The organism is Streptomyces sp. NPDC055632 (assembly GCF_053618675.1).
The window spans coordinates 159,418-179,731 of the sequence record NZ_JBSHHY010000009.1 but is presented as its reverse complement, the minus strand read 5'-3'; the positions used below and the strand labels follow the sequence as shown (position 1 = coordinate 179,731).

General features: G+C 73.0%; 21 protein-coding genes and 1 riboswitch. Of the genes, 7 read left to right on the top strand and 14 right to left on the bottom strand.

The genetic code is table 11. The annotated features are described in order from the left end of the window. Positions 1-70: 70 nt before the first annotated feature. The 6 genes from eno to ACWGSR_RS15270 all read right to left on the bottom strand — a co-directional run bounded on the left by eno (position 71) and on the right by ACWGSR_RS15270 (position 7,122). Positions 71-1,357, bottom strand: a complete 1,287-nt coding sequence (gene eno, locus ACWGSR_RS15295) for a phosphopyruvate hydratase (protein ID WP_376234169.1) — start codon at positions 1,355-1,357, stop codon at positions 71-73. A 324-nt stretch (positions 1,358-1,681) separates the two neighbouring features. Continuing rightward, on the bottom strand, positions 1,682-2,407 hold the full coding sequence (locus tag ACWGSR_RS15290; protein ID WP_376234166.1) for a transglycosylase family protein: 726 nt from the start codon (positions 2,405-2,407) through the stop codon (positions 1,682-1,684). A 3-nt stretch (positions 2,408-2,410) separates the two neighbouring features. Then, positions 2,411-2,582, bottom strand: a riboswitch (cyclic di-AMP (ydaO/yuaA leader). Between the two features lie 258 nt (positions 2,583-2,840). Further along, complete coding sequence (locus ACWGSR_RS15285) at positions 2,841-3,884, bottom strand: transglycosylase family protein (RefSeq protein WP_453566734.1); 1,044 nt, start codon at positions 3,882-3,884, stop codon at positions 2,841-2,843. A gap of 175 nt (positions 3,885-4,059) precedes the next feature. Next, entirely contained in the window at positions 4,060-5,439 is a 1,380-nt protein-coding gene (locus ACWGSR_RS15280; protein ID WP_453566732.1) for a cytochrome P450 family protein, read from the bottom strand. 113 nt (positions 5,440-5,552) lie between these two features. After that, positions 5,553-6,512: a nucleoside triphosphate pyrophosphohydrolase gene (locus tag ACWGSR_RS15275; RefSeq protein WP_453566730.1), complete on the bottom strand. Its 960-nt coding sequence runs from the start codon at positions 6,510-6,512 to the stop codon at positions 5,553-5,555. 19 nt (positions 6,513-6,531) lie between these two features. Continuing rightward, complete coding sequence (locus ACWGSR_RS15270) at positions 6,532-7,122, bottom strand: SurA N-terminal domain-containing protein (protein ID WP_453566792.1); 591 nt, start codon at positions 7,120-7,122, stop codon at positions 6,532-6,534. A gap of 384 nt (positions 7,123-7,506) precedes the next feature. On the opposite strand from ACWGSR_RS15270, the gene ACWGSR_RS15265 reads away from it, so the two are divergent. Further along, positions 7,507-9,948 carry a YfhO family protein gene (locus ACWGSR_RS15265; RefSeq protein WP_453566728.1) on the top strand — a complete coding sequence of 814 codons (2,442 nt, stop codon included), beginning with the start codon at positions 7,507-7,509 and terminating at the stop codon, positions 9,946-9,948. Here the strand turns inward: ACWGSR_RS15265 and ACWGSR_RS15260 are convergent. After that, the gene (locus ACWGSR_RS15260) at positions 9,842-10,486 is read right to left on the bottom strand and encodes a VanZ family protein (RefSeq protein WP_453566726.1); all 645 of its coding nucleotides are present in this window, start codon (positions 10,484-10,486) and stop codon (positions 9,842-9,844) included. The two genes, ACWGSR_RS15265 and ACWGSR_RS15260, sit on opposite strands and share 107 nt — an antisense overlap. A gap of 125 nt (positions 10,487-10,611) precedes the next feature. Between ACWGSR_RS15260 and ACWGSR_RS15255 the strand changes: the two genes are divergently transcribed. Genes ACWGSR_RS15255 through ACWGSR_RS15245 form a run of 3 tightly spaced genes read left to right on the top strand, consistent with a single transcriptional unit; the run spans position 10,612 to position 12,193 of the window. After that, positions 10,612-10,983 (top strand): PadR family transcriptional regulator, encoded by a 372-nt coding sequence (locus tag ACWGSR_RS15255; protein WP_366377033.1) that lies wholly within the window; start codon positions 10,612-10,614, stop codon positions 10,981-10,983. Continuing rightward, positions 10,980-11,549, top strand: coding sequence for an HAAS signaling domain-containing protein (locus tag ACWGSR_RS15250; RefSeq protein WP_453566723.1), 570 nt, complete (start codon positions 10,980-10,982; stop codon positions 11,547-11,549). Before ACWGSR_RS15255 ends, ACWGSR_RS15250 begins: the two co-directional genes overlap by 4 nt. A gap of 38 nt (positions 11,550-11,587) precedes the next feature. Next, entirely contained in the window at positions 11,588-12,193 is a 606-nt protein-coding gene (locus ACWGSR_RS15245) for a GNAT family N-acetyltransferase (protein ID WP_453566721.1), read from the top strand. Positions 12,194-12,238: 45 nt separating this feature from the next. Here ACWGSR_RS15245 and ACWGSR_RS15240 read toward each other — a convergent pair whose 3' ends face one another. Further along, on the bottom strand, positions 12,239-12,853 hold the full coding sequence (locus ACWGSR_RS15240; protein WP_453566719.1) for a hypothetical protein: 615 nt from the start codon (positions 12,851-12,853) through the stop codon (positions 12,239-12,241). Between the two features lie 151 nt (positions 12,854-13,004). Here ACWGSR_RS15240 and ACWGSR_RS15235 point away from each other — a divergent pair, with 151 nt between their 5' ends. Further along, positions 13,005-14,201: a phage baseplate protein gene (locus ACWGSR_RS15235; RefSeq protein WP_453566717.1), complete on the top strand. Its 1,197-nt coding sequence runs from the start codon at positions 13,005-13,007 to the stop codon at positions 14,199-14,201. Positions 14,202-14,234: 33 nt separating this feature from the next. Here ACWGSR_RS15235 and ACWGSR_RS15230 read toward each other — a convergent pair whose 3' ends face one another. Beyond that, entirely contained in the window at positions 14,235-14,627 is a 393-nt protein-coding gene (locus ACWGSR_RS15230) for a hypothetical protein (RefSeq protein WP_453566715.1), read from the bottom strand. 174 nt (positions 14,628-14,801) lie between these two features. Between ACWGSR_RS15230 and ACWGSR_RS15225 the strand changes: the two genes are divergently transcribed. Together ACWGSR_RS15225 and ACWGSR_RS15220 are read left to right on the top strand one after the other, a co-directional pair. Next, on the top strand, positions 14,802-15,644 hold the full coding sequence (locus ACWGSR_RS15225) for a helix-turn-helix domain-containing protein (RefSeq protein WP_453566713.1): 843 nt from the start codon (positions 14,802-14,804) through the stop codon (positions 15,642-15,644). Beyond that, positions 15,626-15,823: a DUF397 domain-containing protein gene (locus tag ACWGSR_RS15220; RefSeq protein ID WP_453566711.1), complete on the top strand. Its 198-nt coding sequence runs from the start codon at positions 15,626-15,628 to the stop codon at positions 15,821-15,823. Before ACWGSR_RS15225 ends, ACWGSR_RS15220 begins: the two co-directional genes overlap by 19 nt. A 3-nt stretch (positions 15,824-15,826) precedes the next feature. On the opposite strand, the gene ACWGSR_RS15215 is transcribed toward ACWGSR_RS15220, so the two are convergent. From ACWGSR_RS15215 to ACWGSR_RS15195, 5 genes are all read right to left on the bottom strand, one after another. Next, positions 15,827-16,615, bottom strand: coding sequence for a helix-turn-helix domain-containing protein (locus tag ACWGSR_RS15215; protein ID WP_453566709.1), 789 nt, complete (start codon positions 16,613-16,615; stop codon positions 15,827-15,829). 374 nt (positions 16,616-16,989) lie between these two features. After that, positions 16,990-17,391 (bottom strand): FKBP-type peptidyl-prolyl cis-trans isomerase, encoded by a 402-nt coding sequence (locus ACWGSR_RS15210; RefSeq protein WP_453566707.1) that lies wholly within the window; start codon positions 17,389-17,391, stop codon positions 16,990-16,992. A 90-nt stretch (positions 17,392-17,481) separates the two neighbouring features. After that, positions 17,482-17,880, bottom strand: coding sequence for an LppU/SCO3897 family protein (locus ACWGSR_RS15205; RefSeq protein ID WP_376234117.1), 399 nt, complete (start codon positions 17,878-17,880; stop codon positions 17,482-17,484). A 154-nt stretch (positions 17,881-18,034) separates the two neighbouring features. Then, positions 18,035-19,636, bottom strand: coding sequence for a protein kinase domain-containing protein (locus ACWGSR_RS15200; protein WP_453566705.1), 1,602 nt, complete (start codon positions 19,634-19,636; stop codon positions 18,035-18,037). Continuing rightward, on the bottom strand, positions 19,633-20,259 hold the full coding sequence (locus ACWGSR_RS15195; protein WP_376234112.1) for a hypothetical protein: 627 nt from the start codon (positions 20,257-20,259) through the stop codon (positions 19,633-19,635). The genes ACWGSR_RS15200 and ACWGSR_RS15195 overlap by 4 nt, the downstream gene beginning before the upstream one ends. Between the last annotated feature and the right edge of the window lie 55 nt (positions 20,260-20,314).

Genomic DNA, 20,314 nt, shown 5'->3' with positions numbered 1-20,314 from the left:
TCCCCGCACACGGTACGGGACCGGGTACGGGGACGTACGGAAGCCGCCCTGTGGAGGGGCGCGGTGGGTGTCAGCCCTTGAAGCGCGGGAAGGCACTCCGGCCGGCGTACACCGCGGCGTCGTCGAGGATCTCCTCGATGCGCAGCAGCTGGTTGTACTTGGCGACGCGCTCGGAGCGGGCCGGGGCGCCGGTCTTGATCTGGCCGCAGTTGGTGGCGACGGCCAGGTCGGCGATGGTGACGTCCTCGGTCTCGCCGGAGCGGTGGGACATCATGCACTTGAAGCCGCTGCGCTGGGCCAGCTCGACGGCGTCGAGGGTCTCGGTCAGCGAGCCGATCTGGTTGACCTTGACGAGCAGGGCGTTCGCGGACTTCTCCTCGATGCCCCGGGCCAGGCGCTCCGGGTTGGTGACGAACAGGTCGTCACCGACGAGCTGGACCTTCTCGCCGAGCTTCTCGGTGATGACGTTCCAGCCGGCCCAGTCGTCCTCGAACAGCGGGTCCTCGATGGAGACCAGCGGGTACGCGGAGACGAGCTCCTCGTAGTACTCGGTCATCTCGGCGGCCGAGCGGGACTTGCCCTCGAACTCGTACGAGCCGTCCTTGTAGAACTCGGAGGCGGCGACGTCGAGCGCGAGCGCGATGTCCTTGCCGGGCACGTAGCCGGCCTGCTTGATCGCCTCAAGGATGAGGTCGAGCGCCTCGCGGTTGGAGCCGAGGTTCGGGGCGAAGCCGCCCTCGTCGCCGAGGCCGGTGGAGAGGCCCTTGGACTTCAGGACGGACTTGAGGGTGTGGTAGACCTCGGTGCCCCAGCGGAGGGCCTCGGAGAAGGACTCCGCGCCGATCGGGGCGATCATGAACTCCTGGATGTCCACGTTGGAGTCGGCGTGCGACCCGCCGTTGAGGATGTTCATCATCGGAACGGGCAGCAGGTGCGCGTTCGGGCCGCCCAGGTAGCGGAAGAGCGGGAGGTCGCTGGCCTCGGAGGCGGCGTGCGCGACGGCGAGGGAGACGCCGAGGATGGCGTTGGCGCCGAGCGAGGACTTGTCCGGGGTGGCGTCCAGGTCGAACATGGCCTGGTCGATCAGGCGCTGCTCGGTGGCGTCGTAGCCGACGAGCTCCGGGCCGATCTGCTCGATGACGGCGAGGACGGCCTTCTCGACGCCCTTGCCCTGGTAACGGTTGGGGTCACCGTCGCGGAGCTCCAGGGCCTCGAACGCACCGGTGGAGGCGCCGGACGGAACGGCAGCACGGCCGGTGCTGCCGTCGTCGAGGCCGACCTCGACCTCGACCGTGGGGTTGCCTCGGGAGTCCAGGATTTCCCGGGCTACGACGACGTCGATGGACGGCACGAGCATCTCCTTCTGGGATGTGACGCTGGATGTGACGCAAGGTCGGTGCGGGGTCGCTCGGCCTTGCGACAAGAGCCTAACCGCCCCGGCGGCTCCGACCGGCCGGGCGCCCGCCCCCTGGGACGAAAAAGGACCCAAGGGCACGCACAGCGGGGCGAAAGGCCCCAGATCTACCGGCCGGTAACCATCAGGTGGGCCGCGGGAGGCCCCGGTGAAAGACGGAACCCCGGTCCGGCGCGCACGGGGGACGGGCGCGCCGGACCGGGGTGGGTCACCGCGGGAGGGTCGTCGGGGGCGCGTGAGCCGCCGGACTCACACGACCCGCCGGGCTCACTTCAGGTGGAGCTGCTGGCCCGGGTAGATCAGGTCGGCGTCGTCGACGACGTCCTTGTTGAGCTCGAAGAGCTCGGCCCAGCCGCCCTCGACGCCCTGCGCCTCGGCGATCTTGCTGAGGGTGTCGCCGGTCACGACCTTGTACTCGCCGTCGCCCTTCTCGACCGTCTCGCCGGTCGGGGTGGTGACGGTCTTCTCGGCGCCGGCCTGCGGAGCGGCCTGGCGCTCCTTCTTCGGGGCCTGGCGCTGCTCGCTGCGGGTGGTCGGCTGCTCGGCCGTGCGCTGCTTCTTCTGCTTCTTCTGCTGCTTCGGCTGCTCCTGCGCGCTCTCGGCGGAGCCGCCGTCGTAGGAGGCGCCGGAGAGGCCCACGCCGCAGCTCGGCCAGGCACCCTTGCCCTGGCCCGCGAGGACCTTCTCGGCGATGGCGATCTGCTGGGACTTCGACGCCTGGTCGGCGGTCGACGCGTAGGCGGTGCCGCCGTACGCGGCCCAGGTGGAGGCCGAGAACTGGAGGCCGCCGTAGTAGCCGTTGCCGGTGTTGATGGACCAGTTGCCGCCGGACTCGCACTGGGCGACGCGGTCCCACTCGGAGGAGGTGGCGGCCGAGGCGGCGCCCGCGGTCATCAGCGGGGCGGCGACGGCGACACCGGTGACGCCGACGAGCGCGGCGATCTGGGTGGCCTTGGAGGGACGGCGGTGTTTGCCCTTGGTGGAAAACAGCATGGGAATTCTCCTCACCGACGCCTGCGAGGTGAGCTGTCGGGTTCGGGCCGAAGAGTTGCCCGGCCGCGCGTCCTAGCACGCGGCTTCACCCCAAGCCGGTCGTCGGCCGTCTCTCGACGGCCGGGGCCGGCACTTACCTTGGGTCCCCCGCTCCTGCCTTCGGCGCTTGCGCGACGACTGTTCCCATCGACCGACGGCAGGATTCGGCGTTTCGGTCGACGGGGCCCGCGGTGGCGAGCGGTGATGACCGTAGACACAGAACCCTCCGAAGTTCAAAGAGGCTCATACGACGAATTTCGCCTCTTCTTGCCCTTCGGAGGGGACTGTTTGCGCAGGTGGGAGATGACGGAAGCGGAGTTTGCGGGCGCGACACGCCAGTTGGGACAAAGAGACCCATGTCTCACTCGTCCAGAACCGGACATACGCCCGCGAACTACCCCTCCGCCGAGACCGGACTCGCCGTCAGATCGAGGTTCTGACCAGGGAGGATGAGGTCCGGATCGATGCCCACGGTCCCCTTGTTGGCGTCATAGAGGGCGGTCCAGCCTCCGGGCAGTTCGTTCGCCTGGGCGATACCCGAAAGGCTGTCACCCGGACGCACGACGTATTCACCCGAAGAGCCCTGACTGTCCGTTGTGTCCGCATTCTTCGCTTCGTCAGCGATGGGAAGCGATTCGGCACCTTCGGCAGACTTGTCCTTGCCCGAGGCATGTCTACCGGCTTCGGTGGAGCTGTCCGGCTTGTCGGTTTCCTCCGGAGCGGCCTCGCCCCGGTGCTTGCCCGTGCCGGGCGCGGCCGACGCTCCCCCGTCTCCCGGAACGCCGGGCGTCACGGGCGTACCGGGCGTCACGGACTCCTCGGGGGCGACGGGGGCCGTCGGGTCCACCGGGAGCGCCGGGTCGGCCGGGAGCGTCGGGTCCGCCGGGTCCGTCGACCCGGTCGGCGCGGACGGCGTGGCGGGGGCGGTCGGCGCGGTCGGGCCCGCCGGGGCGGCGGGAGCCGTCGGCGTGGCCGGCGCCGTGGACGTGGCGGGGGCGGACGGCGTGGCCGGGGACTCCGGCGTCGCGGTGGACGGCGCGGCCCCGGAGACGTCCGGCGAGCCCGAGTTCCAGCTCGACTCGGGGACGGGCGCCACGGAGGGCGCCGGAGCGGTGGCCGGGCCCGGGTCCACCCCGGTGGGCTTCCCGTCGTTCGTCAGGCCGGCGATCGGCGCGCAGGTCCCCCAGGCGTCGCTGCCCTTGGCGAGGGCCTTCTCGGCCACGGCGATCTGCTGGGCGCGGCTGGCCAGGTCGGCGCTGGGCGCGTACGCCAGGCCGCCGTGGCGCTCCCAGTCCCCCTGGGTGAACTGGAGGCCGCCGTACATCCCGTTCCCGAAGTTGGCGGTCCACTGGCCGCCGGACTCGCACTCGGCGACGCGGTCCCACGTGGCGGCGTCGGCGGCGGACGCGGATCCGGTGGCGAGCAGAGGCAGCGCCATGGCGGATCCGGTCACGCCCGCGGCGACGACGATGGCGGGGGCCTGACGGGGGCGACGGTGTCGTCCGTTCCCGGAACGCATAGGTACGCCTTTCGCGTGACGGCTGAGACTGCGGCGAAACGTAGCGGCATTCGAACGCTCGTCACAAGTCGATGGCCGCCCGATCACATGAAGATCACAGTTCTGACGTTCCGTCAGTGTGCGAGAGGGGTACGGACGGGGAGAACTCCACCGGAAGCGTGCGCAAACCGCGCATGATGAGCCCTCCGCGCCACCGCAGTTCGGCCGGATCGGCGGCGAGCCGCAGGTCCGGCAGACGGGTCAGCAGGGTGGCGAGCGCCGCCTGTCCTTCGAGGCGGGCGAGGGGCGCGCCGAGGCAGTAGTGGATGCCGTGGCCGTACCCGAGGTGCTGGTTGTCGCGCCGGGCGAGGTCGAGCACGTCGGGCCCGTCGAACCGCTCCGGGTCCCGGTCGGCGGCGGCGAGCACCACGAGCACCGGGTCGCCCGCCGGGATCTCCTGCCCGCCGATGGTCAGCGCCCGCGTGGCGTACCGCCAGGTCGCCATCTCCACGGGCCCGTCGTACCGCAGCAGCTCCTCGATCCCGGTCTCCAGGAGCCCGGTCTCGCCGGCGGCGAGGGAGGCCTGGAGGAGTCCCCTCTGTCCGGGATCGCGCAGCAGCGCGTACAGACCGTTCCCGATGAGGTTCACGGTGGTCTCGAACCCCGCGAAGAGAAGGATGAAGGCCATGGCGGCGGCCTCGTTCTCGGTGAGGTGCTCGCCGTGGTCGGAGGCCTTGATGAGCCCCGAGATCAGGTCGTCTCCCGGCTCCTCGCGCTTGCGGTGGATCAGCTCGGCGAGGTAGCCGCGCATCTTCTTCACCGACCGGGCGACGCCGCCGCGCGGCCCGCCGCCGTGCCGGATCATCATCCCGGCCCAGTCGCGGAAGTCGTCCTGGTCCTCCTCGGGCACGCCGAGCAGGTCGCAGATGGCGTAGATGGGGAGCGGGAAGGCGAACTCGTGGATGAGGTCCGCGCTCCCCTTCGCCACGAAGCCGTCGATGAGGCGGTCGGTCAACTCCTGGACGCGCGGGGCGAACTCGGCGACCCGGCGCGGGGTGAAGGCCTTCGACACGAGCCGCCGCAGCCGGGTGTGGTCGGGCGGGTCGATGTTGAGCAGGTGGGTCATCAGCTCGGCCTTGCGCTCGCCCGGAATGCCCGTCTTGCCCTTGGCGTGCGGGGACTCGTCGTGGTGCGCCGGGTTCTTGGACAGCCGCTGGTCCGCGAGGGCCTGCCGGGCGTCCGCGTACCGCGTCACGAGCCAGGCCTCGACCCCGCTGGGCAGCGTCGTCCGGTGCACGGGCGCGTGCTCCCGCAGCCAGGCGTAGGCGGGGTACGGATCGGTGGCGAACTCCCAGGTGAAGAGCTCGGGCGCGGAGCCCCTGCCGGGGGCGGGGGCCGCGTCGGGGGCCGGGGCCGCCCCGGAGGCCGGGCAGGAGGCCGGTGCGGGGTGCGGCTCGGGGTGCGGCTCGGGGTCCGGGGCGGTGCTGTCACTCACCCCCCGACCGTACAGCGCGCCCCCGTGCGCCCCGGCGGCCCGCGCGCCCCGGCCCTCCCCTTGTACGGCGCTACGGCCTCGCAGTCCCCTCCCCCTCGGACGCCGCTACGGCCTCACAGCCCCTCCGCCGCCCGGATCGCGTCCCGGTACGTCCGGGCCGCGGCCCGCAGCGCCGTCTCCGGGTCGACTCCCGCCGCCTCCGCGCGGGCCGCGAGGGCGAGCAGCTCGTAACCGAAGCCCCCGTCCGCCGGGACGGGCACGTCGAGGCCGGCCGCGCGCACCCGGCCCGCCAGCTTCGCGGCGAGCGCGAGGCCGGGCTGTCCGAGCGGCACGCCGTCGGTGACGGACTCCCGCCGCTTCTCGACCGCCTTGGTCCGCTGCCAGTGCGCGTGGACGTCCTCGGGCGTCTCGGCGGTCGCGTCCCCGAAGACGTGCGGGTGGCGGTGGATCAGCTTCTCGACCAGGGTCCCTGCCACGTCGTCCACGGAGAACGGCTCCTCCGGGTCCTCCTCGGCGATCCGGGCGTGGAAGATGACCTGGAGCAGGACGTCGCCCAGCTCCTCCCGGAGCGCGGTCCTGTCCTCGTCCTCGATCGCCTCGACCAGCTCGTACGCCTCCTCGATGGCGTACTTCACGAGCCCCTCGTGGGTCTGCGCCGAGGTCCAGGGGCACTCGCGCCGGACCCGGTCCATGACCTGGACGAGGTCGAGGAGGCGGGCGCCGGGCAGGTCGTACGAGCCCGGCAGCAGTTCGAGCTCCGGCATGGCGACCCGGCCGGAGCCGGCGAGCCGGGCCAGGCCGTCGGTGAGGCGCCGGTCGCCCTCGCCGGAGGCGAGGAGCAGGACCGTGCGGCCCCCGGCGCAGGCCCCGACCAGCTCCTCGGCGGTGGGCAGGGCGTGCTCGACGACGACGCCCGCCTCCCGCAGGTACGGCAGCTGGGGGTGGTGCTCGTCGGGGCAGAGCACCCGGTCCGCGGAGCGCAGCGCCTGCCACGCGGGCCAGGACAGGAGTCCGGGGGCCACGCGGTGGCTGGCGGTGAGCAGGACGACGCGGCCGGGGCTTTCGGAAGTCACCCCTCGAACCTACCCGGCCTCAGGCACCGGCCGGAGCGGCGTTCGGATCCTGGCTGATCCGCCGCAGCCAGGCCGGGGTGGTGGAGGCCAGCCGGATCTGGGCGTCGTCCCAGGCGCCGAAGCGCGGGTTCACGTCGATGGCGAGGTCCTTGGAGGCGGCGGTGAAGACCTCCGTCAGCTTCTTCTGGCCCTCGGGGCTGTCGTCGGCGCCCACCTTGGCGGCGATCTTGTTGAGGAGGACGTTGCGGCGGACGACCCCGTCGATCTGGCCGGGGGCGACGCCCTGCTCCTGGAGGAGGGCGGCGGCGAGCCGGTCCTCTCCGCCGCTCTGGCGGACGAAGGCGGTGCGGGTCTGCTGGAGCTCGGCGCGGCTGGCGGTGACGCCGTTGTCGCGGGCGACCTTCTCGACGACCCGGTCGAAGATCATGCTGTTGAGCTTGCGGCGGCTCAGGTCGCCGGTGGCCGCGACGAGCTGCGCGGACTCCGGGGAGGCGGCCTGCGCGGTCCGGACGTCCTTCACCTGTGCCTGGAGGCTGGCGACGTCGATGCGTTCGCCGCCGACGACGGCCGCGGCTCCCGGGTGGGCGTCGCCGCCGCAGGCGGTGAGCAGCGGGGCCGCGACGAGGAGCGCGGCGGAGACGGCGAGCGCGGTACGGCGGGGCGTGCGGGGCGTGCGAGGGGTGCGGGGCTTGCGCGGCTTGCGGGGCGTGCGGGGCTGCGTGCGGCGGTGCAAAGGAGCCTCCCGGGCTGGTCGTGCGTCAGTTGAACGACCTTGCGGTGATCGATGGTAGGGAGTCGCCGGGGCCGGAGCCACCACTTCGGAGCGACTGTTTCCCCCAACGACTCACCCGTCACCCGGGTGTCGGCCCGCCCCGCGCGTTCCTCCCGCCGCCCGGCCCCCGCGAGGGCCCCGGATGACCTCCGGGCGACCATCGCGTGAACTGCCCCTCCGTCCTGCGGTTTCGCCCGTTTTCGCTGGCATATTCGACCCGTCATGCCGAAGACCACACGCGCCTGTCTGCTGGCCGCCCTCCTCTCCGCCGTCGCCGTCTGCGGCGGGGACGCCGTCGCCCGGGTCTTCCCCTTCGGGCCGCGCCACCGGGCCGTCAACGACCTCGCCAACCAGTTCGTGCCGTTCCACGCGCACCTGTGGGACCTGCTGCGGGGCCGGGCGGACGGCGGGCTCCTCCTCGACTGGCGGGCGGGCTGGGGGACGTCCTTCCTGCCCGACTACGGCACGTACCTGTCGAGCCCGTTCGCCCCGCTGGTGGCGCTCTTCCCGCGCGCGGACGTCGAGTACGCGGTCTACGCGATCACGGTCCTGAAGACGGCGGTCGCGGCGGCCGCGATGACGTTCCTGCTGCGTCGCCTCGGACCGGGGGCGTGGTGGTGGGCGGCGGTGCTCGGCGCCTCGTACGCGCTGTGCGGCTGGTCGCTCGCGGAGGCCACGTACAACCCGATGTGGCTGGACGGACTGATCGCCTTCCCGCTGCTCTGCCTGGTGGGCGAGTGGGTGCGGGAGGGGCGCCGACCGCTCCTGGGCCCGCTGGTGGTGGCGGTCTGCTGGATCGCGAACTTCTACACCGCGTACATGGCGACCCTCGGCGCCGCCCTGGTCCTCCTGGTCCGCCTCGCGGCGACGGACTCCTTCCGGACGCCGGAGCCGACGGCGGTACGGACGCCGGTACGGGTCCTGGCGCGGGCGGCGGTGACGACGGGGATCGGGGTGGGCCTGGCGGCCCCCGTCCTTCTCCCCGTCCTCCTCGGCTCCCGGCAGGCCCACCCGGGCCTGGTGCGGGAGTTCGCCCCGGTGGCCGGGACGGACTTCCTCGCCCGGCTGCTCCCGGTGACGTACGGCTTCGCGACCCCGGCGGCCTTCGTCTGCACGGCGGTCCTGCTGCTCGCGGGGGCGCTGCCGTTCCGCCGGGGCGTGCCGGGCCGGGAGCGGTGGCTGTGGCCGGGCCTGTGCGCGGCGGTGGCGGTGTCGATGCAGTGGGGTCCGACGCACCTGCTCTGGCACGCCTTCGCGACGCCGAACGGCAGCCCTTACCGGCAGACGTTCGTCCTCTCCGGGGTCCTGGTCCTGACCGCCTGGACGACCCTGACGCACGGGCGGCCGGACCGCCGGGCGGTGGCCGGCGGCTCGGCGGTCGTCCTGGTCCTGGCCCTCGCGGCGCTGCCGAGCCCGGTCCTCACCTCCTGGGCGCTCGTCCTCGCGGGCGCGGGCCTCGCGGCCGTGGCGGGGGCGCTCCTCCTTCCCCGCCGGGGCCGGTACGGCGTGCTCGCCGCGCTCCTCGTGACGGGCACCCTGCTCGGCCAGTCGGCGGCGACGACGGCGTACGCGGACCGGGAACGGCTCGTGCGGCTCGACGACTACCCGCCGCTGGGCCCGGAGCAGGAGCGGCGGGCGGCGGCCCTGGCGGCGGCGGACGGCTGGCCCGCCCACCGCACGGACCCGGGTCTGCCCCGGGTCGCGGGCAACGACCCGCTGCTCCTGGGCGGCCAGGGCGCCGCGTACTACAGCAGCCACACCCCGGCGGTCCTCACCTCCACCCTTGACGCGCTCGGCGGCGGCTGGACCTCGCGGGGCCGGAACCTGCTCGGCCTGGACAACCCGGTGACGGACTCGCTGTTCGCGGTGGGCGCGCGCTGGCGGGACGGCGGGGTGGTCCGTACGGACACGCGCCTGCCCCTGGTGACGGTCCGGCCGCCGGGCCCGCCCCCGTCCTACGGCCGCTCGCCCTTCCGGAACCAGGAACTCCTGCTCGGCTCCCGGGTGTACGAGGCTCCGCACGCGGGCGCGTGCCGGGTCGGCACGGAGGTCTTCCTCTGGGCCCCGGACGCCACGGGCCCGGCCCGCCTGGGCGACCGCGGGGTCCGGCTCCTGGGCGGACGCCCGAAGCGGCAGGCGGCGATGGTGTCCCTCGGCCTCCAGCGGACCCCCGGCCTGCGGCCGTCGCTCCCGGGCCCCGGCGAGCTCGGCTGCCTGGACCACGACCGCCTGCGCACGGCGGTCACGGCCCTGCGCGCCCGCGCGGCGACCTCGGTGGGGGTCACCCCGTCCGGCATACGGGCCGTCCTCCCGCCGGGCGGCGGCACGGCGGTCGTGGCGGCCCCCCGCATCGCGGGCTGGCACTGCGAGGGCCCGGCGCCGACCGCGTACGGCGGTCTCCTGGCGGTCCCCCTCGGGGACGGCCGCACCGAACTCGCCTGCTCCTTCCGGCCGCCGGGCCTGCGGGCGGGGCTCGCGGCGGGAGCGGTGGCGGCGGTCGCGCTGCTGCTCCGGGCCGGACTCCCGCTCAGGCTCAGGCTCCGGGCCGGACTCCTGCTCAGGCTCCGGAACGCCTCCCGGCGCCGGCCCGCTCCCCTCTCCCGACCCGCTCCCCTCTCCCGGCCCTCTCTCCGGCCCCGGACGCGGAGGACGCCGGCGGGGTGAGCCGCCGCGCCCGCGTCGTCCTGGTCCAGCGCCGGACCAGGAAGGCGCCCAGGGCGGCGCCGGAGGTGTTGAGGAGGACGTCGTCGACGGAGGTGACCCGGCCCAGGGAGAGCGCGTACTGCGCCACCTCGACGGTGAGGGAGAGCGCCGCCGCGGTCAGGGCGGTCTTGAGCACGCGCCGGCGGCCCGGCCAGACGAACGCGGCGGCCGCGCCGAACGGGACGAGCAGGAGGACGTTGCCGACGAGGTTGACGGCCGCGACGTCCGAGAGGTCCACGTCGGCGTGGGCCGAGGCGTCGAGGATCTCCCGGAACGGGACCGCCGAGATCCGGTTCTCCGTCCCGTAGCCGTGCGAGAGCGTGATGAGCAGGAACGGCAGGAGGGCGAGGAAGGCCACGAGGCCGAAGACCGCCCGCCCGCCCGTCGGACCGGCGGGCGGAGGGCCCTTCGCCTCCCCGCGCGCCTGCCGGGCGCCAATCGCGACGGCGAGCACCGTCAGACAGACGGAGAAAAGGACTTCGTCTCCGTGCGTTCCCACCACAGGCCTCCCGGAAGATCTCCTCCGGCGGCTACCCGGAGGCCCGGCGCCCAAGCCCGCGACGGAGCATCCGCTCCGTACGCGAACCGTTGATCCCCGCCCCCTCCCCAGGTATCTTGCATTACATGGTTCCTGGCGAAGCAAGATCCGATGCGGCCGGCAAGGTGGCCGTGCAGCTGCGCAAGGGCGTCCTGGAGTACTGCGTCCTGGCACTCCTCCGGGGCGGCCCCCGCTACGGCGTCGAGATCCTCGACGAACTCGCCGCCGTCAGCGTCATGACCACCAGCCAGGGCACGATCTACCCCCTGCTGTCCCGGCTCCGCCGCGACGGTCTCGTCGACACCGAACTGCGCGAGTCGGCCACCGGGCCCGCCCGCCGCTACTACACGCTCACCGCGTCCGGCCGGGCCGCGCTCGCCGAGTTCACCGAGGACTGGCCGCGCTTCCGCGACGGCGTCGACCACTTCCTGACCGCATCTCCTGGAGGTTCCGCATGACCCGCACCGCGCACCCCCTCGTGACCGACTACCTGGAGACGGTCGAGCGGGAGGCGTCCTTCCTGCCGGCCGGGCGCCGCGAGGAGCTCCTCGCGGACCTGCGCGAACACCTGGACGTCGCCGTCGGCGACGAGCGGGACCCGGAGACCGTCCGCGCCGCCCTCGACCGCCTCGGCAGCCCCGCCGCGATCGTCGCCGCCGCCCGCGCGGAGGAGCCCGAGGCCCCCGCCGCGCCCCGGCCGGAGGGCGGGCCCAAGGGGCGCACGACCCACACGGCCGTCATCATCGGCCTCACCGGAGTCGCCGGGTACGTCGACCCGCTCATCGGCCTGCTCGTCCTGGTCCTGGGCCTGGGCATGCTGTGGTCCTCCGACGTCTGGACGCGGGGCACCAAGCTCCTCACGACCGCCCTCGTCGCCCTCCCCCCGCTCGCCCTCGTCTTCATCGGCCTGTCGGGCCGCATGGGCCCGATCGAACTGCTCGTCGTCCTCGCGGCCGGGATCGTCCTCCCCGTCACGGCCGCGGTCCGCCTGATCCGCGCGGCCCGCAGGACCGCCCGCGCCTGAGGCACCCCCCGACGGACCAAGATCGACACGGGTGCAGAATGACCCGTATGCCCATAGCAAACGCACCGAAGACGGCCGTGATCGACGACGCTCCGGCCATCGGCCGCACGCTGGCCTCCGCCTTCGGCGACGACCCGATGATGCGCTGGTTCTTCCCCGACGACGCCACCCGCGAGGCGGGCCTCGGCCGGTACTTCACCACCCTCTTCACCCGGCAGTACGGCCTCCACGGCGTGTGCGAGCGCACCGACGCGGCGGCGGCCTTCTGGGTGTCGCCCGAGGGCGCGGAGAAGGCCGTTCCCGACGCGGAGACGATCCGGGAGCTCCAGGAGATCCTGGGCGACCGGGCCGGCGCCTTCCGCGACGCGGTCACGGCCGCCGCCGGGCACGGCCCGACCGAACCCCACTGGTACCTCGCCGTCATCGGCGCCGACCCCGCCGCCCGGGGACAGGGCCACGGCTCCGCCCTCCTCCGCTCGGGCCTCGCCAAGGCCGACGCGGCGGGCCTGCCGGTGTACCTGGAGTCCTCCAAGCCGGACAACCTCCCGGTGTACGAGCACTTCGGCTTCGTCGTCCGCGACGAGTTCAGCCTGCCGGGCGGCGGCCCGGTCCTGTGGGCGATGCGACGCGAACCCCGGGCCTGACGCCTTTCCCCGGCCGGGCGCGGGCCGGGCCCGCGCGGTGGCGCCTCAGCCCATCCGCACCGCGCGGGACGGGCGGCCCGTCTCCCGGTCGAGGTCGATGAGGTGGACCTCCTCGCTGCCCTCCTCGGCGCCGCTCGTGACCAGTCGGACGCGGTCGGGACCGTCCCAGGACGCGTCGATGAGGGCGTTCTCGGCGTCGCCGTTGATGTAGCTCACCTGCCAGCGCCGCGTCATCGGCCCCCATCCCTCGTCCACGTAGACCCACCACAGCGGATCGATCATGGCGGACCCCTCCACAATGACGAGGCTGCGGTCGTCGCGGCCGGGAGCCGCCGTGTCCGACGCCTCCCGGGGCCTGTCGAGGAACACGAGGAGGAAGAAGGGAAGGGTCATGACGAGGGCGAGCCCGAAGGCCACCCCCGCCATGATGCGAACGGCCAGGTTGCGCACCGCGACGATCAGCGCCGCCGTCAGCAGCACCCCCGTCAATACGCCGAAGGCAAACGGGTGGTGGAACAGTCGCGCCGCCCAGAGCAGTCCGCCGTCCTGATCGGCCCACCAGCCCACCGCTCCGGCCAGGACCGAACACCCGGCCGCCAGCGTCATCGCCCTCGGTGAGAACCGGGCCTTCCGGCTCCGGACTGCGGTCTCTTCGGTCATGCGCGGTCGCTCCCCGCCGATCCTCGTGGCGCCCCACGGACGCTTCCCACCCATGACCCCCGGGGAACGCGAAAGGTTGCGGTGGGATCCGGTCCCGGTCCAGGAGCGTTCCGGGAGAACCGGATTGAGCACGGCCGCGCCCTTCGCTTGGATGGGCGTCGTGACCCACGACAAGCTCCCCCGACCCAGCCGCCGTTCCCTGCTCGCCTGGGGCGGCACCGGCGCGCTCACCGCCGCGACCGCGTCCCTCGGCACCGGAACGGCCTCGGCCGCCACCTATCCCGCAGCGGGCTCCGCGCTGCTGGTGCCTTCCCCCCGGCTCGACCTGAACAGCCCCTCGGAGAACTGGATACGCGAGAAGCCCACCCGCGACTCCACCATCCTCCAGTCGATCGGCTACGACAACGCCAACGGCCACATCTACCTGGCGCAGGTGACGCAGGGAGGCCTGAAGCTCACGGGTGAGAGCGGACCGGTGAGCAGCGCCGACCGCAATCGGCGCGGCGACCTGACCCTCACCAAGTGGGACATGTCCGGGAACACCCTCGGCTACATGTACCTGCGCGGCTTCGGGCACGGCATGAGCATCGGCGTCGAGCCGGTCGGCGGCAAGGCCTATCTGTGGGTCGAAGCCGACGGCGTCGAGGTGGTCGACGTCTCGGGCAAGCCGTCCAGCCGCGGCACCCGCCTGGCCCGTTTCCCCTTCGTCAACGGCCAGGTGCTCGACACCACCTCGCCCACGCTCGCCAAGTACACGCCGGTCCCCGGCTCCACGATCAACACCGCCAGCGTCGACCCGGTCTACGGCCGGCTCGCCGTCCGCTACCGCGATACGGACGGCGTGATGAAGTTCCAGGTGCACGACCTCGACCTGGCACGCCTCGGCATCTGGACCCAGCCGCTCGCGAGCATCAGCGAGCCGAAGATCACCTCGGTCCCCGGATGGCCCCTCACCACGTACGGCCACCCCTATCTCCAGGGCTACGTCGTCGTCGGCCGGTACCTCTACCTGTACCACGGCAACAGCTACGGTTTCGTCGAGAACATCGACGGCCAGGACGTGGTGATCTCCAAGCCCGACATCGGGAACACGTTCCTCACCTCGGTGGACCTCACCACGGGCACCTTCGCCCCTGCCCCGCCGTCCCCCTTCAACAAGAACGTCAACCCCCTCCACACCACGGCCGCGTACACGCTGGACTATCGCGAGCCCGAAGGCCTCGGGGTCTACGTTCCGGACCTCTCCGAGCCCGGCGTGTTCAGCATCGGCATGGGCTTCGCCTCGGGGGACCCGGGCTCGCGCGTGGCGAGCATCTACGGAAAGTCCGTGCTCATCCAGCCCTCGTGACGCGCACGGGGATCCCGGCACGGGAGTGAACGCTCAGGGGTGGTCCCGGCTCAAGTGGCGGCGCATCAGGACGTTCGCGTCCGTCTCCGCGCTGCGGTCGAACCGCTCCCGGGCCTCCCGCCGTTCCCGTACGAGCAGCGCGCAGGCCACGCAGTGCGGTACGGGCCGGGGCGGCCGGCTCAGGTCCGGCACCGGGCCCGTCGCCTCCGCCTCCGCGCGGGCCCGGTCGTTGGCCGCCCGCACGCCCGCGCTCAGCCGCTCGGCGGGGGTGGCCGGGCGCAGGTCGGCGGGGTCCGCCTGCCACTCCCGGCCACCGCCCACGGGCCGCAGCATCACGTACGGCCCGGCCTCCCCCCGGAACTCCCCCACCACGCGCGCCACCTGGTCGTACACGAGCGCCCCGCGCTCCGGTCCGTGCGACTCCATGCGCCCTCTCTCCTTCTCCTCCACCGCCTGCGCGGAGCGCCATGGGTGGACTACCGTGCGTGTTCCGGGTACGAGACAAGGATGGCCCGGTTCCAGGGACGAAGAGCGCGGTCGGGCGGTACTTCTGCAGGTGGCGCGGGTAGTTCCACATCTTCCACAAGGGGAGGGCGCGCCATGCCGGCGAGACGGGCGGTCACGGGCCGGAGCCAGGAGCCGAGGAAGCGGTTCGCGGAGGAGCTGCGGTCGCTTCGGGCCGAACGGGAGCTTCCCCTGAGAAAGTTGGGCGAGGCCGTCGGCTGGGACTGGTCCCTGTTCTCGAAGATGGAGAACGGGGAGACGCTGGGCGGCCCGGAGGTCGTCCAGGCGCTGGACCAGTACTACGGGACACCGGGGTTGCTGCTGACGCTGTGGGAACTGGCGCTGAACGATCCGAACCAGTTCAAGGAGCGGTATCGCCAGTACATGACGCTGGAAGCGGAGGCGACGAGCCTCTGGTATTACGCGGTGGGTGCCGTTCCAGGCCTTCTCCAGACCCCGGCATGCGCTCAAGCCCTGCTGTCGGCAGGCGGCATGGACGGCGACGAGCTGATCACTCAAGTAGAGGCGCGCATAGGGCGGCGAGGGCTGCTGTCGGACGAGGGAGCTCCCGCCTTCCGCGCGATCCTGTCGGAGACCGTGCTCCGAGCACCCCTGCCGAACAGGGACGATTGGCTGGAGCAGCTGGAGTACCTCATGACGATGAGCGAGCAGCGGAACATCATCGTCCAGGTCGTACCGCACGCGGTCGGCCCACACGCTCTGGTGAACACGGACGTGATGTTCCTGCGCTTGTCGGACGGCCGCACAGTGGCCTGGGTCGAGACAGACTTTTCGGGCCATCTCGTGGACGAAGCGTCATCCGTCGAGAGACTCCAGCTCCGCTACGATCGGGTCCGTGATCTGGCCCTTTCCCCCGCTGAATCACGGAAGTTCATCATGCGGACGCTGGAGGAAGCATCATGCGAGCCATCGATCTGAACAACGTCACGTGGCGCAAGAGCTCCTACAGCAACACCGACGGCGGCAACTGCCTGGAGGTCGCCGACAACCTCCCCCACATCCCCGTCCGTGACAGCAAGGCCCCGGCCGGGCCCGCGCTCGTCTTCGCGGCCGGGGCCTGGGCGGTCTTCGTGGACGAGGTGAAGCTCGGCGGCTGAGGCTCAGGCCGCCGTTCTCCCGGCCGCCGCGCGGCAGTGCGGGCACGGGCCCGGTTCCGGGGCCCGGAAGGCGACCTCCTCGCACGTGTCACAGAGCTGGATCGGGTCCGGCCTGTGGACGGCCGGCCCCGTGGGCAGCGGCGGTGGGAGCAGGCGGGTCAACCGGTAGGACAGCAGGCCCGCCGGATGCGCGAGGTCGTCCGGCAGCGCGGCCAGCAGGGTGCGGCGGACGGCGTCCGGGGCGGCGCCCCGTGCGAACCACGCCTCGACGCCCGGCACCAGGTGTCGTACGTCCCGTACCGACAGCAACAGGCGCGGGTCGTGGCGGCGCAGGTCGAGGAGCAGTTCGGCGGCGGGGCCCTCGGGGAGGGCCGGGGCCTCCCGGCGTACCGGATCGGGCTCCGGTGCGGGCACCGGCTCCTTGTCCGGGTCGGGGTCCGGGCCCTGGGACGGCTTCCCCGGCGGCTGGTTGTACGAGACCGTACGGGTCGCGATCCGGCCGTCGGGCCGACGGACGCGCGTACGGGCGAGGTAGCCGTGGGCCTCCAGCTCTCGGAGGGCCGCCGCGATGCGGATCTCGCCCTCCGGGAAGTCGGCGGCGAGGTCCTTGATGCCGATCGGGGAACCGGTGGGCAGCGACTGGATGTGGACGGCGAGTCCGATCGCGGTCAGCGAGAGGTGCCGGTGCTGCGAGAGGTGGTTGCCGACGACGACGTAGTTCCTCGTCTGGGGGGTGTTGGCGTGGATCACGCCCGCGCGGGGGCAGCCCGCGTTAAGGTGCTGGGTATCCATGGGGAAGGGACTCGCGGTTTCTTCCTCGTGGCCAGGCCCCTGCCGGGAGTGTGAGAGTTCCGGGTGGGGGCCGACCTATTTTCAGTTCGGTAGCCGCGAGCATATGCCAGACAACCTCCCCGATATCCAACGAAGTTGGGCAAGTTAGCTCGTACGGGTGACGCGCCGCTCGACGCCCCCAGGTGTGATCCCTTAGAGCAGGTGGGGTGGGGTTGGTACTTTCCCCCGGTACTTATCAGGATGCCGCGCGGGGCCGGGTCCTGGCGCGCCCCGATCCGGTACGGAGCCGTGGAGCGGCGCGCGCACCGGCCGCGCGCTCCCGCCGCATCGCGGTCCACCACGTCACAGGCCACCGCCGCCGCCACCGGCCCGGCTCAGGCAGAGACGGAGAGCAGGTCCACCACGAAGACGAGGGTCGAGTGGGCAGGGATCAGGGACGAGGGCGACTGCCTGCCGTACCCGAGGCGCGGGGGGACGACGATCTCGCGCCGGCCGCCGACCCTCATCCCCCTGATGCCCCGGTCCATGCCCTTGATGGCCCGGCCGCCGCCCACGGCGAACTTGAACGGCTCGTCGCGGCCCCAGGAGGAGTCGAACTCCTTCCCGGAGGCGAAGGTGACGCCGACGTAGTGGATCCGCACCACCCTGCCCGGCTTCGCCTCGTCCCCGTCCCCGACGACGAGGTCCCGGGTCGTCAGCTCGGCAGGGGCGTCGCCCTCCGGGAGGACGACCTCGGGCTTCGTCGGTCCGCTCTTCGCGGTCGCTTCGCTGTCCACCGGGTGCACGCTACCCGTGGGCCCGGACCGGAACGGACGACGGGCCGGAACCCGCCAGGGGTTCCGGCCCTTTTCGGGAAGTACGCGCGCCTACTTCGCGGCGACCTCTTCCAGGCAGAGGACGAACTTGTCCGAGTCGAGCTGCTGGGCGAGCGCCGACAGCTCCTCGCCGCACTTGTTCACGTCGAAGGTGCCGTCGATGACCTTGACGACCTTGAAGAGGTCGGCCTTGCCGGAGGAGCAGTCGACGGTGTCGACCTTCGGGTCGTCGTCCGGACCGGTGACCGTGACGCACTCGCCGGCCTCGGCGTGCACCGGGGCGTCGCCGGTGAGGTGCGGGAGGCCCAGCTTCACGGCTATCGCGACGACGATAGCGACGACGACACCGCCGATCTTCTTGAGGATCGCGGAACCCTTCTTCGCGGGGGCGGGCTGCTGCTCGGGGGCAGGCTGCTGCTCGGGGGAGAAGGGCGCGGGCGGCGTCGTCATGAGGGATTCCTTGCGGGTATGGACATGATCAGACGCGAACGTTACATGTACCAAAAACGGCAAAAAGGATCACGAAGATCCACTTGCCGATCATTTGCCGAGTCGTGATCCTGTCGTCCCGTCAAGGACGCCGTTCCGTTGCCGACGGTCCCCGTCAGGGGCGCGGGCCCATCATCCGCTGGTGGTCCAACGCCCTGCGCAGCTCCGCCGGAAGCGGGTGGTACGGGCCGTACGCGCGCTCCGCGTCGAACAGCAGCCGCTGGAGCTGGTCCCGGCCGGCCGCGTGCTCGCCCGCCGCCAGGAGCAGCAGTCCGATCCGCTGCCGGATGTCGAAGGCGCGGGCGGGCTCCCGCTCGTAGTACGGCAGGACCGCCCGGAACTCCGCGAGCGCGTCCGCCGTCTCCCCCAGCTGCTCCAGGCACAGCGCCGTGTCGTAGCGGAACTGGAGGGTCCCCGGGTCCGCCGGGCCCGCCTCCGCCTGGCGGTCCGCCGCGAGGCGGCGCAGCTCCGGCAGCGCGCGCCGGTACTGGCCGTCGTCCATCAGCGTCGACGCGTACTGCTTGCGCAGGATGCGGACGACCGGCGACCGCTCCCCGTGCTCGGCCTCGGCCGCGGGCAGGATCCCGCCGAGGACGTCCACGGCCTGGGTCAGCGAGCCCTCCGCGAGCAGCCGCTTGACCTCGTCCACGGCGGCGGCGACGTCCGGCCGCGCGAACGGACCGGGCTGCGCGTACACCCGGGGGTCGGCCTGCGGGGCCGGGACCGGGGTCGGGGCGTGGCTGGGCACGGGCGGGATCGGGACCTGGGGGGTCGGGACCGGGCGCACCGGGCCCGGCGGCGTCCGCGCCCGGTCCGGCCAGGGCGCGTGCGGGCGCAGGAACGGCCGGGTCGGGTCCATCGGGCCCGCCGGGGCGCCGCGCGCGGGCAGCAGCGGCAGCAGGTGCTCGTACACCTCGTGCGCGCCGTCCGGCCGGTCCCGCGGGTCCTTGGCGAGCAGCCGGAGCACCAGCGCCTCCAGCGGCTCGGGCACCTCGGGGCGCAGCTGCCGGAGCGGGACGGGCGTCTCGTACAGGTGGCGGTGCAGCACGCCGAGCGCGGTCGAGCCGGAGAACGGCACGTTCCCGCTGAGGAGTTCGTGGAGCAGGACGCCGAGCGCGTACAGGTCGGTGGCCGGGCCGACGGCGCCGCCCATGGCCTGCTCCGGCGCCATGTACGCCGGGCTGCCGATGGGCGAGCCGGTGTGCGTGAGCCGGGTGGTGTCGGTGTCCAGGACGGAGGCCACGCCGAGGTCGAGGACGGTCAGCGTCCCGTCCGGACGGATCATCACGTTCCGCGGCTTGAGGTCGCGGTGCACGATCGGCACCGCGTGCACGGCGGCGAGCACCGCGCAGAGCTGCGCCGCCACGGACACCGCCCACTCCCACGGGTACGGGGCGTGCTCGGCGAGGTGGTCGGCGAGGTCCGCGCCCTCCACGTACTGCATGACGAGGTACAGGTCCTCGCCCTCGCTGCCCGCGTCGTGCACGGTCACCAGGCCGGGGTGGGTCACGCGCGCGGTGACCCGGCACTCGCGCACGAAGCGGCGGCGCAGCTCGTCGGCGGAGGAGGCCTGGCCGTTCATGCCGGCCGGCCGCAGCAGCTTCACCGCGACCCGGCGGTCGAGGCGTCCGTCGTACGCCGTCCAGACCTGGCCCATGCCGCCCTGGCCGACGACGGTGGCGAGCTCGTAACGCCCGCCGACGACCCGCCCGTTCACCGGCCGCCTTCGCCTTCCCGGGGCTCCCCGCGCAGCAGGTGGCTCAGCTCGTCGAGCTCGGCGCGGACCTGGTCGATGCGGGGGCCGGGCGGCTGGGGCACGGGGGTGGCGGGACCGGGCACGACGGGCGCCGGGCCGACGGGGGTGTGCGTGACGGGGGTGTGCGTGACGGGGCCGACGTACGGGTTCGGCCGCACGTCCGCGCGCGGGACGGTCGCGGCGGCGCCGTTGCCGTACGTGTACCCCGCCGGGCCGTACGCGGGCGCGGTGCGGAGGCGCTCCGCGTGGCGGATCTCCCCGAACAGGTAGTACGTGATCGAGCCCGCCACCAGGGCCACCATCACGCCGACCGCGGCGAACGACTCCGCGGTGCCGGCCTCCTTGTCGCCGGTGGCCGCCGCGTACGAGAACAGGGCGGCCGACCCCGCGAACAGCACGCCGCACACCACCCAGTCGCGCACCTTGCGGGTGACGCACGCGAGCCGGATCAGCGGCGCCCAGGACAGGAAGCCGCAGCTCAGCAGCGCGAGGAGGCAGAAGAGGACGAGCAGGGCGATCCGGCCGGCGGAGAGGGTGCTCTTCGGCGGCTGCGGAACCTGCGGGACCTGCGTGGGGCCGTACATCCTGCTGCTCCTGCTCGGACGGATCTGGGGTGCGGAGACGAGCGTATACACCCAT